Genomic DNA, 14,018 nt, shown 5'->3' on the forward strand with positions numbered 1-14,018 from the left:
TGCGCGGAGGGCGCGGGGATCTCGGGAGTCTCGGGGGTCTCGCGGGTCACGGGACCTTCACCTCTTCCTGGGCCGGGTTCCCGGCGAGCTTGGTGTGGGGCTTGGCGACCGCGACGTAGACGAGGCCGAGGGCGAACAGGACGGAGAAGACCAGGATCACGGCCCAGACCTGGACCCAGCTGCCGCCGACCGGGGCGAGCTGGGCCCGCGGCCAGGCGATGTTGACCGCCTCGAAGAGCAGCCACACCACCGCCAGCACGTTGATCACCAGCCCCGTCCCGCCCAGCCGCAGCTGCCCGGCCGCGGGGTTCCAGCGGCCCCTCAGCCGGGCGGTGAGCGCCACGACCGCGACGGTGAGGAAGACGAAGTAGAAGCCGCCGGAGCCGAACGAGATCAGGGTCGCGGCGGCGTTGCCGTTCAGCCCGAGCAGCAGCCCGAGGGCGGCGAGCGCGGCCGTCGCGATGAGCGAGACGTACGGGATCTGCCGTGCTCCCACGGTGGCGAGCGTCCGGGAGAAGGGCAGCTGCCGGTCGCGGGCGAACGCGAACACGGCCCGGCCGATGTACGTCTGGATCGAGATGGCGCACGCGACGAACGCGATCAGCACGAGGAGGACGAACGGCTTCGCGCTCCAGTCGCCGAGGCCCTGCGTCACCGCGGCGAACACGGGGTCCGCGGTCTCGCCGGTCACGGCGTCCCCGGGCCGGCGCAGGGAGAGGGTCACGGCGGCGCCGGTCAGCAGGACGGTGAACGCGACGAACAGGTAGGCGCGCAGCAGCGCCCGCGGCACGCTGCGCCGCGGGCGCTCGGTCTCCTCCGCGACCTGCGTGGTCGCGTCGAAGCCGAGGAACGCCCAGCCGGCCACCGCGAGACAGGTCAGGAAGCCGGCCAGGACGGAACCGCCGGAGGCGTTCTCGGCCCCCAGGGTCTCGAACAGGATGCCGAAGCCGTTGTTGCGCACGAACACCAGCAGGATCACGCTGATGGCGAGGGAGGCGACGCCCTCGGCGATGATCCCCGCGTTGAGGAAGTGCTTCACCGGGTTGACGCCGAGGAGGTTGATCCCGAGCGCCACGGCGATGAAGACCACGCCGAGCAGGACGTGGGCCGCCGGCGAGAGGGCCCCGTCGGAGAAGAGCATGTGCAGCCAGCTCGCGCCCAGGTAGGCCACCGTGGTCAGCGAGGCGATCGCGGAGGCCAGGTAGATCCAGCCGGTCAGCCAGCCCAGGCGGGGCCCGCCCAGCCTGCGCACCCACTGGTAGACGCCGCCCGTCATCGGGAACTGGGAGGACAGCTCGGCGTAGACCGTGGCGACCAGGAGCTGGCCGAGCGCGGCCACGACGACCGCCCAGATCCACGCGGGGCCCGCGAAGACGAACCCGAGCTGGACGACGGCGTAGATGCCCACGACGGGGGAGATGGTCGCGAACCCGATCGCGAACACGGCCCACGGGGACAGGGTGCGCTTCAGCTCCTGCCGGTAGCCGTACGCGGCGAGTTCACCGGCGTCGGTGCGGGGGTCGTTCATGTGCTGCTCCTGACGGTGGTGCGTGCCGGAGGGGCGGCTCGACCGGGAGGGAGGAGAGGGCCGGCGGACAGCTATTGGTCGCCTGGCCAATTACCTGATTGGTCGCACACTCAATAACATCCCCCGTATGACGTCAAGGGGTACGGGCAAGCGAGTGCGCAAGGCACCGGCCGAGCGCCGCAACGAGATCGTCACCACCGCCGCGCGGATCGGGCTCACCGAAGGACTGGAGTGCGTCACCCTGCGCCGGGTCGCCGACGAACTGGGCGTGCAGTCCGGTCTCGTCGGCCACTACTTCCCGGCCGCCGACAAACTCGTGGCCGAGGCCTTCACCAGCGCGACCATGGCGGAACTCGACGGCCTCCTCCCGGACCCGGACCCGGACCCGGACTCGGACCCGGCTCCGCACCCGGACCCGGCTCCGCACCCGGACCCGGGCCCGGAGGGACCCGCCGGGTCCGCGGCCACCCCCGGTGTCGGACTCCGCACCCTCCGCCGCTTCTTCGCCCTCTCCTCCAGCGCCGACTTCGACGACATCAGCAAGCTCTGGCTCAACGCCCGGCACCTGTCGCGCTACCGCCCCGTGCTCCGCGACCACGTCGTCGAGCAGGAACTGCTCTGGTGCCGGCGCATCGAGCGGATCGTCGCCGCCGGGGTGGAGGCGGGGGACTTCCGCTGCGACGACCCCTGGGCGACGGCCGTACGCGTCCTCGTCGCGATCGACGGGACCAGTGCCTACATCAACACCAGCGCCGAGCACCGGGCCGGCCCGATCGCCCACATGGTCCGCACCCTCGCCGAGTCCGAGCTGGGGCTGGCACCCGGTGCCCTCGAACCGCGCTGACGGCGGGAGGACGGGAGGACGGGAAGATGGGCTCCGGGCTCCGGGCGCGGGTCCGGATCCGCGCCGACCGGCCGTCGGTAAAGGCAGGGGGCGGGCGGGCGTAGCGTGGGAGGCATGACGACGTACGGATCTTTCCCCGGCACCCGGCCCCGGCGTCTGCGGACCACCCCCGCCCTGCGCCGGATGGTGGCCGAGACCCGGCTGCACCCCGCCGACTTCATCCTCCCCGCCTTCGTACGCGAAGGGGTGCGCGAGCCGGTGCCGATCGAGGCGATGCCGGGCGTGGTGCAGCACACCCGGGACACCCTGAAGAAGGCGGCCGCGGAGGCCGTGGCCGCCGGGATCTCCGGGATCATGCTGTTCGGCGTGCCCGAGGAGTCCAAGAAGGACGCCCTCGGCACCCCCGGCACCGACCCGGACGGCATCCTCCAGCTCGCCCTGCGGGACGTACGGGCCGAGGTCGGGGACGACCTGCTCGTCATGTCCGACCTGTGCCTCGACGAGACGACGGACCACGGGCACTGCGGAGTCCTGGACGCGGAGGGCCGCGTCGACAACGACGCCACCCTCGAACGGTACGCCGAGATGGCGCAGGTCCAGGCCGACGCGGGCGCCCACGTCGTCGGGCCCAGCGGGATGATGGACGGGCAGATCGGCGTCATCCGCGACGCCCTCGACCAGATCGGCCGCGAGGACGTCGCGATCCTCGCCTACACCGCCAAGTACGCCTCCGCCTTCTACGGGCCCTTCCGCGAGGCCGTCGGCTCCTCGCTCCAGGGCGACCGCAAGACGTACCAGCAGGACCCCGCCAACCTCCGCGAGTCGATGCGCGAGCTGGCACTCGACCTCGAGGAGGGCGCCGACATGGTGATGGTCAAGCCGGCCGGGCCCTACCTCGACGTCCTCGCCAAGGTCGCCGGCGCCGTGGACGTGCCCGTCGCCGCGTACCAGATCTCCGGCGAGTACGCGATGATCGAGGCCGCCGCCGAGAAGGGCTGGATCGACCGGGACCGGGCGATCCTGGAGGCCCTGACCGGCATCAAGCGGGCCGGCGCGCAGAACATCCTCACCTACTGGGCCACCGAGTTCGCCGGGAAGCTCGACGCGTAGCGCGGAGCACGACGGGTGGGCCGGGGGCGCGGGCCGGGGGGGTGCGGGTCAGCGGACGGTCGCTTCGAAGCACTCCTCCCGCCGGGTCTGCCCGGCGGGCCGGAAGCAGGCCCGCACGAGGGTGCCCGGAGCGGTCCTCGTCATCGGGGTGTAGACGTACGCCGTCGCGTCCAGGGCGTCCGTGATCTCGGCGGAGCGGGTCGGGCCGGCCGCGGTCAGTTCGATCCGGTCGCCCACCCGCGTGTCCCGGACGCGGCCCCAACTCGTCCCGCACACCGGGCTGTAGCGCACCTGCAGACCGGCGCCGGAAGCGGTGCGACGCTCGACGAGGGTGTCCAGGCCGATCCCGCAGAGCATGTTCATCGGGTCCCGGCCCTCGCAGGCGCGGCCCCGGCAGCGGGGCGGGGGAGGGCCGGCCCCGGTCGCCGTTCCGGTCCCGCTCCCGGCCCCGTTCGTGGGCGGTCCGCTCACGCCGTCGGGCGTCCGGTCCGGTGGCAGGAGGAGGGCGGCCACGGTCGTGCCCCGGCGACCACGGCCAGCTCGAGGCTCCGCAGGGCGGCCGTCAGCCGGGCGCGCTCCGGCGACCTCATCCGCGCAAGGCCCCCCAGGTGTGCGGGCGCTGCGGCGCTTCCTGAAGAACAACGGCTGGGGCTGCACCGGCGCGATCCACGGGACCGCCGGCCCGGGCACCCGGGCGGCGTTCAAGACCTTCGCCAACTGGTGCGTCAGCAACCACTAGCCATCACCGGCACCGACGGCCGCGGCCCGTCCTCCCGTCGGGGGAGAGGACGGGCCGCGTGCGCGTCCGGTGCTTCCGGGTGCTCAGAGGCGCTCGGGCGTCCTGATGCCCAGCAGCGCCATGCCCCGGTGCAGCGTGCGGGCCGTGACGTCGCACAGGAACAGGCGGTTGGCCACCTGCTCCGGCGACCCGGCCTTCAGCACCGGGCACTTGTCGTAGAACGACGTGTACAGGGACGCCAGCTGGTACAGGTAGGCGGCCAGCTTGTGCGGGGCGTACTCGCGCGCCGCGTCCGCCACCGTCTCCGCGAACGCGTCCACGTGCAGGCCCAGCGCCCGCTCGGCCTCGTGCAGGGCCAGCTCCGGGTGCGCGGACGGGCCCACGCCCTCGGGGGCCTTGCGCAGGATCGACCGGATGCGGGCGTACGCGTACTGGAGGTAGACGGACGTGTCGCCGTTCAGCGAGACCATCTGGTCCAGGTCGAACTTGTAGTCCCGGTTCGCCGACGTCGACAGGTCCGCGTACTTCACCGCGCCGACGCCCACCTGGGCGCCCCGCTCGGCGATCTCCTCCTCGGACAGGTCCTGCGCCTTCTCCCGGACCACCGCGGAGGCGCGGTCGATCGCCTCGTCCAGCAGGTCCACCAGCTTCACCGTCTCGCCCTCACGGGTCTTGAACGGCTTGCCGTCCTTGCCGAGGACCGTGCCGAACGCCAGCTGGACCGCCTGCACGCCGTCCCCGAGCCAGCCGGCCCGGCGCGCGGTCTCGAAGACCATCTTGAAGTGCAGCGCCTGCCGGGCGTCCACCACGTACAGCAGGGTGTCCGCCTTCAGGTGGAAGACGCGGTCCCGGATCGCGGACAGGTCGGTCGCCGCGTAGCCGTAGCCGCCGTCCGACTTCTGGACGATCAGCGGGACCTGCTTGCCGTCCGGGCCCAGGACGTCCTCGAAGAACACGCACAGCGCGCCCTCGGAGCGGACCGCGACGCCCTTCTCCTCCAGCAGGCGGCAGGTCTCGGCGAGCATGTCGTTGTAGCCGGACTCGCCGACGATGTCCGCGTCCCGGACCTCCATGTCGAGCTTCTCGAAGACGGAGAAGAAGTAGAGCTTCGACTCGTCGACGAACTTCTGCCAGATGGCGAGCGTGTGGGGGTCGCCCGCCTGGAGGTCGACCACCCGGCGCCGGGAGCGGGTCTTGAACTCCTCGTCGGAGTCGAACAGCTTGCGCGCGGTCTTGTAGAGGCGGTCCAGGTTCGACATCGCCTCCTCGCCGGAGGCCGCGCCGTCCCCGGAGGACTTGTGGTCCAGCTCGTGCGGGTGCTCGTCCAGGTACTGGATGAGCATGCCGAACTGGGTGCCCCAGTCGCCGATGTGGTGGCGGCGCACCACGTTCTCCCCGGTGAACTCCAGGAGCCGGCACACCGAGTCGCCGATCACCGCGGACCGCAGGTGGCCGACGTGCATCTCCTTCGCCACGTTCGGCTGGGCGTAGTCGATCACCGTGGTGCCGGGGGCCGCGGCCACCGGCACGCCGAGGCGCTCGGGGTCCGCGTACCGCGCGGCGAGGTTTGCGATGATCGCCCGGTCGGCGACCGTGACGTTGAGGAAGCCGGGGCCGGAGACCTCGACGTCCTTGATCAGCTCGTCACCGGTGACGACGTGCGAGACGACCTCGGCGGCCAGCTCCCGCGGGTTCGCCTTCGCCTTCTTGGCCAGCGCCAGGATGCCGTTGGCCTGGTAGTCCGCCCGGTCGCTGCGTCGCAGCAGCGGGTCCGCGCCGGCGGCCTCCGGCCGGGTGGCCGAGAGCGCGGACGCGAGGTGCTGCTGGACGGAGTCGCTGAGGGACGTGACCGAGGCCATGGGGAGGCTGCCGTTCTGCTCGGGTTCCGGAGCTGTTGACTTCTGTGGGGGCCACCGCGGGTGGCCACTGCTGAAGCCGAGTATCCCACGCGGGGAAAAGCGGTTTTCGCGGATGAGGCCGGGGCTGGGAGAATGGAGAGGTCAGCCGTGCGACCGTACCGGCTGCCCGAGCAGAGAGAAGGACGTGCCGATCGTGGCTCAGAGCACCGAGACCACCGACTGGGTCTCCCGTTTCGCGGACGAGGTCATCGAGGAGTCGGAGCGTCGGGCCCCGGGCAAACCGGTCGTCGTCGCGTCCGGACTCTCCCCCTCGGGCCCGATCCACCTGGGCAACCTCCGCGAGGTCATGACCCCGCACCTGGTCGCCGACGAGATCCGCCGCCGCGGCCACCGGGTCCGGCACCTGATCTCCTGGGACGACTACGACCGGTACCGCAAGGTCCCCGCCGGGATCGAGGGCGTCGACGAGACGTGGGCCGAGCACATCGGCAAGCCGCTCACCTCGGTCCCCGCCCCCAAGGGCTCCCCGTACCCGAGCTGGGCCGAGCACTTCAAGGCCGCCATGGTCGAGTCGCTCGCCGAACTGGGCGTGGAGTTCGACGGAATCAGCCAGACGGAGCAGTACACCTCCGGCGCCTACCGCGAGCAGATCCTGCACGCCATGCGGCACCGCGGCGACATCGACGCCGTCCTCGACCAGTACCGCACCAAGAAGGCCCCGGCGAAGAAGCAGCAGCAGAAGGCGGTCGACGAGGCCGAGCTGGAGGCGGCGGAGGGCTCCGGCGCCGCCGCCGAGGACGACGGCTCCACCGGTTCCGCCGGCTACTTCCCGTACAAGCCCTACTGCGGCAACTGCGAGAAGGACCTCACCACCGTCACCTCCTACGACGACGACAGCACCGAGCTGACCTACTCCTGCACCGCCTGCGGCTTCTCCGAGACGGTCCGGCTGAGCGAGTTCAACCGCGGCAAGCTGGTCTGGAAGGTCGACTGGCCGATGCGCTGGGCCCACGAGGGCGTGATCTTCGAGCCGTCCGGCGTCGACCACTCGTCGCCCGGCTCGTCGTTCCAGGTCGGCGGTCAGATCGTCGGCATCTTCGGCGGCGAGCAGCCCATCGGCCCCATGTACGCCTTCGTCGGCATCAGCGGCATGGCCAAGATGTCGTCCTCGCGCGGCGGCGTGCCCACGCCCGCCGACGCGCTGAAGATCATGGAACCGCAGCTGCTGCGCTGGCTGTACGCGCGGCGCCGGCCCAACCAGTCCTTCAAGGTCGCCTTCGACCAGGAGATCCAGCGCCTCTACGACGAGTGGGACCGGCTCGACGCCAAGGTCGCCGACGGCACCGCCCTGCCCGCCGACGCCGCCGCGCACTCCCGCGCGGTCGGCACGGCGAGCGGCGCCCTGCCCACGACGCCCCGGCCGCTGCCGTACCGCACCCTCGCCTCCGTCGCCGACATCACCGGCGGGCACGCGGACCAGGCGCTGCGCATCCTCAGCGACTTCGACCCCGCCCGCCCGCTCGCCTCGCTCGACGAGGCCCGGCCGCGCTACGACAGGGCCGAGGCGTGGATCTCCCTCCACGTCCCGGCCGACCAGCGCACCATCGTGCGCACGGAGCCGGACGGGGAACTGCTGGCGTCCCTGGACGAGCAGGGGCGCGAGTCCCTGCGGCTGCTGGTCGACGGGCTGGCCGACCACTGGTCGCTGGACGGGCTGACCCACCACGTGTACGGCGTGCCCAAGGTGCAGGCCGGTTTCCCCGCCGATGCCACGCTGAAGGAGCTGCCGCCGGAGATCAAGACCGCGCAGCGGTCGTTCTTCGCCCTGCTCTACCACCTGCTGGTCGGGCGGGACACCGGCCCGCGTCTGCCCACCCTGCTGCTCGCGGTGGGCCAGGAGCGGGTGCGGCGGCTGCTCGGTCACTGACCGACGCGTAGGTGCACGACGGGGCGCCCGGTGCTCGGCACCGGGCGCCCCGTCGTACCCGGGCCCGCGGGAGCGGGCCGCGCGGGTCACGCGATGTGGTCCTCCTCCAGCTCCACGAAGTGTTTTTCCTGGAATTCCATGACCATGCGCTTGGCCTCGGCGTCCGGCAGGGTCCGGCCGTACGTCGCCTCGACGTTGGCGCCGAACTCGCGCGGAGTCGGGTAGCCGCTGCCGCTGATCGACTGCTTGAAGACCTGGTAGTAGCCCTCTTCGTCCGGGACCGGGGCCGACGGCTCCGGAGTGCCGCCGCCCTCGCCCAGCTCACGGGTGCGTCCCGGTCCGACCGGGATGGGGAAGGTGCCGGTGTCCTCCGGGGACGGCTCCTGCGCCGGGGGCGCCTCCTCGAACTGCCCGCGGTACTGGTCGGCCCGCTCCTGCTCCGCCATCCACGCGGCGTACTGCGGGTCCTCGGCGGGGTCGTAGGTGGGGTCGTAGCCGCCGTGGTACTCGACGGACTGCGGGTCCCGGGCGTGCAGCCACAGGCTCTGGTCCGGGTCGGGCAGCTGCTGCTCGTACGGCGCGTCCGGGCCCTGCCGCTCGGGACCGTGCTGCTCGTACGGGGACGGGAACGGCGCGTCCGGAACGTCCCGGGGGGTGCGGGCGTCGTGGAGGGCCCGGGGGCCGCGGGCGTCGCGGTGGTCCTCGCCGTACGGGCCGTCGTCGGTCCCGTCACCGGAGGCGCCGTGCTCCGCGGGCCCTCCGCGGTCGCCGGGGCCGCCCGTCAGCTCGGCGCGCCGCTCGGCGGGCGGGGCCGCCTTGTGCAGGGAGAGCGCCGGTGCCGCGGTGGCCGTGTCGTCCGCGGCGGCCCGGTGCTCGGGGGCCGGTGGGATCAGCGCCGGTTCGATGCCGGCCGCCGCCAGACCCGCCGGGGCCGTCTCGGCGAGGGGGACGCCGTACTTGGCCAGGCGCAGCGGCATCAGGGACTCCACCGGGGCCTTGCGGCGCCAGCCGCGGCCGAAGCGGGAGCGCATCCGGGCCTGGTAGACGAGACGTTCCTGCTCCAGCTTGATGACCTGCTCGTAGGACCGCAGTTCCCACAGCTTCATCCGCCGCCACAGCAGGAACGTGGGTATCGGCGAGAGGACCCACCGGGTGAGGCGGACGCCCTCCATGTGCTTGTCCGCGGTGATGTCGGCGATCCGGCCGACCGCGTGCCGGGCGGCCTCCACGGACACCACGAACAGGACGGGGATCACGCTGTGCATCCCCACGCCGAGCGGGTCCGGCCAGGCGGCCGCGCCGTTGAAGGCGATCGTCGCCGCCGTCAGCAGCCACGCCGTCTGGCGCAGCAGCGGGAAGGGGATGCGGATCCAGGTCAGCAGCAGGTCCAGGGCCAGCAGGACGCAGATGCCCGCGTCGATGCCGATCGGGAACACGTAGCTGAAGTTCCCGAAGCCCTTCTGCAGGGCCAGTTCGCGGACGGCCGCGTAGGACCCCGCGAAGCCGATGCCGGCGATGACCACGGCTCCGGCGACGACCACGCCGATGAGAACCCGGTGCGTCCGTGTCAGCTGAATGGGCGCGGCCACCCGTACTCCCCTCCTCAGGCGTGTTGTTGCGCGCAACAGAGTGGCACATGTGTGCGGAGAACGAGTGGCCGGTTCCGCATCGGAGTCCCGGCGCACCTCTTCGGACCCGCTTCCGGGACTGCCCGCGGACCCGCCGGACACGGGGCCGGACCCGTCCCCGGGACTGCCCCCGTGCCCGTCCCGGGGCCGGGCGCCGAGGTCCGGCGCCGTGGCTCCCGGAGCCTCAGTCCTTCGCCGGCGCGGAGGAGGACGCCGGCTTCGACGGCGCACCGCTCCCGGAGTCTGCGCCGGAGTCCTTGCCGCCGCCGGTCCCGGTCACGGCCCCCACCGCTTCCTTCGCCGCCTTCTTCGCGTCCTTCATCAGGTCGTCGGCGTTCGGCGCCTTGTCGCCGGCGAGACCCGCCCCGTTGTAGTCGAGGGTGAGGACGACGTTCTCGACGCGGGCCACGACCGTCTGCTGCTTGAAGGTGCCTTCCTTCTTCTTCAGGTCGTAGCGCACGGCCGTCGCCTCGTCGCCGGTGTCCGCGACGGGTTCGGACTTCGCGTCCTCGGCACCCTCGGCGGCCCGGACCTCCTCGACCCGCTTGCCGTAGTACTCCTTGGCCAGTTCGTCGCCGGCGCCCCGCGCGGTGTCCGACTCGAAGCGCAGCATCGACACGCTCAGCCAGCGGAACTGCGAGCCGTCCACGCCCTTGTTGGCGAGGCTGTCCCAGGAGCAGCCGGCCCGCGTCGAGATGTCGTCGGACTGGCTCTCCTTGCCCGACTTCGCCTTCGGTACGAGGTCCTCCAGGGTCTTCTTCGACAGGACGTCGCACGCCTCCGGCAGGTCCTTGTACACCGCGGCCCGCACCGTCGGGGACGGGCTCGCGGAGGCGGACGCGGACGCCGACGCCGGGCCGCCACCCGCCTTGTCCTCGCCGTCGCCGGAGCCGGAGTCCGAGGAGCAGCCGGCGGCGATCAGCATGGCGGGGACGGCGGCCGCGCCGACAAGGACGCGGTGGAGGCGCTTCGCTCGCTGTGCTCGTCGCTGCATGGTTCCTTCACTCATGACGCTTGTGTTCCCTGCGGTCGGAACGGGGGCCAAGGGATCACGGTACGCGGTGAGCCGGCCGCCCGGTCCTCCTTCGGACGCTTCGCGCGGGGCGGTGGAGGAGCGGGGTGCGCGGTTCAGCCGCCCAGCGAATCGGCCAGCAGGGAGGCCAGTTTCCGCGCCCTGTCCTGCAGTTCCCCGCTGTCCGGGACGGTGCCGACGGTCGCCGGCTGCTCCGCGTACTCGATCGTCACGATCACGTTGGACGTGCGGAACGCCACAGTCACCGAACGCTGCTTGACGGTCGATCCGGAACTGCTCAGCTCGTCGTCGATGAAGGCCTCGTCGCCGAATTCGTCCAGGAGGCGCGGCTGGAGGCCGGCGGGCGGGACGGACGGCGACGCGGGGGAGGAACCGTCCTCGGACGGCGAGCCGGAGCCGGAGGTCCTGGTGGCCGCCGCGGCGTCGGCACCGGAGGGGCCGGAGGTCCCGGACGCGTCGGAGGGTGCGGAGGAGTCCGAGGGGCGGGCCGAAGGGGACGAGGAGGCGTCCGGGTCGGCGGACGCGCCGCCGGCGTCGTCGTCCGGGTCCGCGGAACCGGACTCGGTGGCCACCGGCTCCGGCAGGTCCGCCGCCTCCCGCTTCGCCGCGAAGAGCTCCTCGGCCTGGTTGTCGTCGCTGACGGCGTGGTCGTAGGAGACGACCCGCTCGAAGTCGACCACCAGGCGGTTGGTGGCCTCGGCCGACTCCACCTTCCAACTGCAGCCCACCTTGCGGTCGGTGTCGTAGGTGAGCGTCGCCTCGCCCGCGTACGCCTTCGTCCGCCGGGCCTCGTCGGTCATCTCCCTGATGCCGGGCAGGAGTTCGTCGAGCGTTCCGGGGCCGATCGCGCCGCAGGGCTCCGGGAGGGTGGCGTACCTGCCGGGCTGGGCCGCCGGTGACGCCGTCCCGGCGCTGCCCGGGTTGGAGCTGTCCGACGGGCCTCCGTCGTCCGAACTGCCGGTGCATCCGGCCATCAGGGCCGCGAGGAGCGCGGCGACGCCGGGTACGTAGGCCCTCCGCTGCACGGCCGGGCTCCTCTCGACGGGGGGCGCGGGCCTCGGCCCGCCGGGTCTACCAGTGTCCTCGCTGCTTATTCGCTTGCCGCACGGGGGCACCCCCGGCAGACAATGTGTATCGCACGCACTGCCGTGGACGCCGGTCCGAAGTCCTTTTCGTCGACCCCGGCGACGGTTTTTGCGTTTTTGAGCTTATGTCGCTTTACGGGGGAACGAGGAAGACATGACGTACGTGGAGATGCCCGGCGCGAAGGTGCCGATCCGCATGTGGACGGACCCGGCGTCGGTGGAGGAGGTCGCCCTCCAGCAGCTGCGGAACGTGGCGACCCTGCCCTGGATCGAGGGCCTCGCCGTGATGCCGGACGTGCACTACGGCAAGGGGGCCACGGTCGGCTCGGTCATCGCGATGCGGGGCGCCGTGTGTCCCGCCGCGGTGGGGGTCGACATCGGCTGCGGCATGTCGGCGGTGAGGACGTCCCTGACGGCGAACGACCTGCCGGGCGACCTGTCCCGGCTGCGCTCGAGGATCGAGCAGGTGATCCCCGTCGGGCGCGGGATGCACGACACCCCCGTGGACCCGTCCCGCCTGCACGGGTTCGCGACCGGCGGCTGGGACGACTTCTGGGGGCGGTTCGACGGGGTGGCGGAGGCGGTCAGGTTCCGTCACGAGCGGGCCGGCAAGCAGATGGGAACGCTGGGCGGCGGGAACCACTTCGTCGAGGTCTGCACGGACACGGCCGGATCTGTCTGGCTGATGCTGCACTCCGGTTCCCGGAACATCGGCAAGGAACTCGCCGAGCACCACATCGGCGTGGCCCAGAAGCTCCCGCACAACCAGGGCCTGGTCGACCGCGACCTCGCCGTCTTCGTCGCGGACACCCCGCAGATGGCGGCCTACCGCAACGACCTGTTCTGGGCGCAGGAGTACGCGCGGCGCAACCGTTCGATCATGATGGCGCTCCTGAAGGACGTGATCCGCAAGGAGTTCAGGAAGGCGAAGCCGGCCTTCGAGGCGGAGATCAGCGCACACCACAACTACGTGGCCGAGGAGCGCTACGACGGCATGGACCTGCTCGTCACCCGCAAGGGCGCGATCCGCGCGGGCGCCGGCGAGTTCGGGATCATCCCGGGCTCCATGGGCACGGGCTCGTACATCGTCAAGGGCCTCGGCAACGAGGACTCCTTCAACTCGGCGTCCCACGGCGCGGGCCGCCGCATGAGCCGCAACGCGGCGAAGCGGCGCTTCTCGGCCAAGGACCTGGAGGAGCAGACGCGGGGCGTGGAGTGCCGCAAGGACTCCGGGGTCGTGGACGAGATCCCGGGCGCGTACAAGCCGATCGAGCAGGTCATCGACCAGCAGCGGGACCTCGTGGAGGTCGTGGCGAAGCTGAAGCAGGTCGTCTGCGTGAAGGGCTGACCGGAGCCCGTCCGGCCCGCTCCGGCGGGACGGACGGGGCCCGGGGCGCCGCCCTCAGCGCTCCCGGTGCACCTTGTGGTTCGAGGCCTGGGCGCGCGGGCGGACGACCAGCAGGTCGACGTTGACGTGGCTGGGGCGGGTCACCGCCCAGGTGATGGTGTCGGCGACGTCCGCCGCGGTGAGGGGTTCGGCGACGCCCTCGTACACCTGGGCGGCCTTCGCCTCGTCGCCGCCGAAGCGGGTGAGGGCGAACCCCTCGGTCTTCACCATGCCGGGGGCGATCTCGACGACGCGGACGGGCCGGCCGACGATCTCCAGACGCAGGGTCTCGGCGAGGACGTGGGCGCCGTGCTTGGCGGCGACGTAGCCGGCGCCGCCCTCGTAGGTGGCGTGCCCGGCGGTCGAGGTCACGACGACGACGGTGCCGTCGCCGCTCGCCTCCAGCTTGGGCAGCAGCGCCTGGGTGAGGTGCAGGGTGCCGATGACGTTGGTCTCGTACATCCGGCGCCAGTCCTCCGGGTCGCCGGTCGCGACCGGGTCGGCGCCCAGGGCGCCGCCGGCGTTGTTGACCAGCACGCCCACGGTCCTGAACGCGGTGGCGAACTCGTCGACGGCCGCGCGGTCGGTGACGTCGAGCGGGTACGCGGTCGCCGTGTGGCCCGCCGCGTTCAGCTCCTCGGCGAGCGCCTCGATCCGGTCCTTGCGGCGGGCGGTGAGGACGACGCGGTAGCCGGCCTCGGCGAGTCCGCGTGCGGTGGCGGCCCCGATCCCGCCGCTCGCGCCGGTGACGACGGCGATACGCGACGCTGCGGGCGGTGGTGCGGCGGCCATGGGTTCCTCCGTGCGGGCGACTGCGGTGCCGGGCCCGGCGGCGTCACCGGGCCCGGCCAGGATATGCGGGGGCGGGCGGCCCGCCG

The 14,018-nt window shown here is 72.4% G+C and carries 12 protein-coding genes; 5 read left to right on the forward strand and 7 right to left on the reverse strand.

Annotated elements, in window-relative coordinates; all coding sequences use genetic code 11:
* Positions 1–46: 46 nt before the first annotated feature.
* Positions 47–1,528, reverse strand: coding sequence for an APC family permease (locus AOK18_RS10810; protein WP_055694181.1), 1,482 nt, complete (start codon positions 1,526–1,528; stop codon positions 47–49).
* A 127-nt stretch (positions 1,529–1,655) separates the two neighbouring features.
* Here AOK18_RS10810 and AOK18_RS10815 point away from each other — a divergent pair, with 127 nt between their 5' ends.
* Positions 1,656–2,372, forward strand: a complete 717-nt coding sequence (locus AOK18_RS10815; RefSeq protein WP_055694182.1) for a TetR/AcrR family transcriptional regulator — start codon at positions 1,656–1,658, stop codon at positions 2,370–2,372.
* A 114-nt stretch (positions 2,373–2,486) separates the two neighbouring features.
* The gene (hemB, locus tag AOK18_RS10820; protein ID WP_055694183.1) at positions 2,487–3,482 is read left to right on the forward strand and encodes a porphobilinogen synthase; all 996 of its coding nucleotides are present in this window, start codon (positions 2,487–2,489) and stop codon (positions 3,480–3,482) included.
* A gap of 48 nt (positions 3,483–3,530) precedes the next feature.
* Here the strand turns inward: hemB and AOK18_RS10825 are convergent, their stop codons facing one another.
* A complete protein-coding gene (locus AOK18_RS10825; protein ID WP_338119106.1) occupies positions 3,531–4,139 on the reverse strand; it encodes a DUF2690 domain-containing protein in 609 nt (202 codons plus the stop codon).
* On the opposite strand from AOK18_RS10825, the gene AOK18_RS35130 reads away from it, so the two are divergent.
* Entirely contained in the window at positions 4,093–4,221 is a 129-nt protein-coding gene (locus AOK18_RS35130; RefSeq protein ID WP_276205346.1) for a hypothetical protein, read from the forward strand. The two genes, AOK18_RS10825 and AOK18_RS35130, sit on opposite strands and share 47 nt — an antisense overlap.
* Positions 4,222–4,304: 83 nt before the next feature.
* Here AOK18_RS35130 and argS read toward each other — a convergent pair whose 3' ends face one another.
* Positions 4,305–6,080: an arginine--tRNA ligase gene (gene argS / locus AOK18_RS10830; protein WP_055694185.1), complete on the reverse strand. Its 1,776-nt coding sequence runs from the start codon at positions 6,078–6,080 to the stop codon at positions 4,305–4,307.
* A 184-nt stretch (positions 6,081–6,264) separates the two neighbouring features.
* Here argS and lysS point away from each other — a divergent pair, with 184 nt between their 5' ends.
* A complete protein-coding gene (gene lysS, locus AOK18_RS10835; protein WP_055694186.1) occupies positions 6,265–8,007 on the forward strand; it encodes a lysine--tRNA ligase in 1,743 nt (580 codons plus the stop codon).
* An 86-nt stretch (positions 8,008–8,093) separates the two neighbouring features.
* Here lysS and AOK18_RS10840 read toward each other — a convergent pair whose 3' ends face one another.
* The 3 genes from AOK18_RS10840 to AOK18_RS10850 all read right to left on the reverse strand — a co-directional run bounded on the left by AOK18_RS10840 (position 8,094) and on the right by AOK18_RS10850 (position 11,693).
* Positions 8,094–9,596: a DUF2637 domain-containing protein gene (locus AOK18_RS10840; protein ID WP_055694187.1), complete on the reverse strand. Its 1,503-nt coding sequence runs from the start codon at positions 9,594–9,596 to the stop codon at positions 8,094–8,096.
* A gap of 223 nt (positions 9,597–9,819) precedes the next feature.
* The gene (locus AOK18_RS10845; RefSeq protein ID WP_055694188.1) at positions 9,820–10,644 is read right to left on the reverse strand and encodes a DUF3558 family protein; all 825 of its coding nucleotides are present in this window, start codon (positions 10,642–10,644) and stop codon (positions 9,820–9,822) included.
* 119 nt (positions 10,645–10,763) lie between these two features.
* Positions 10,764–11,693, reverse strand: a complete 930-nt coding sequence (locus AOK18_RS10850; protein WP_055694189.1) for a hypothetical protein — start codon at positions 11,691–11,693, stop codon at positions 10,764–10,766.
* Positions 11,694–11,907: 214 nt separating this feature from the next.
* Between AOK18_RS10850 and AOK18_RS10855 the strand changes: the two genes are divergently transcribed.
* On the forward strand, positions 11,908–13,101 hold the full coding sequence (locus AOK18_RS10855; protein WP_055694190.1) for an RtcB family protein: 1,194 nt from the start codon (positions 11,908–11,910) through the stop codon (positions 13,099–13,101).
* Between the two features lie 54 nt (positions 13,102–13,155).
* On the opposite strand, the gene AOK18_RS10860 is transcribed toward AOK18_RS10855, so the two are convergent.
* Positions 13,156–13,932 (reverse strand): SDR family NAD(P)-dependent oxidoreductase, encoded by a 777-nt coding sequence (locus AOK18_RS10860; protein ID WP_055694191.1) that lies wholly within the window; start codon positions 13,930–13,932, stop codon positions 13,156–13,158.
* Between the last annotated feature and the right edge of the window lie 86 nt (positions 13,933–14,018).

This window comes from Streptomyces prasinopilosus (assembly GCF_001419695.1).
GTDB classification, from domain to species: domain Bacteria; phylum Actinomycetota; class Actinomycetes; order Streptomycetales; family Streptomycetaceae; genus Streptomyces; species Streptomyces prasinopilosus.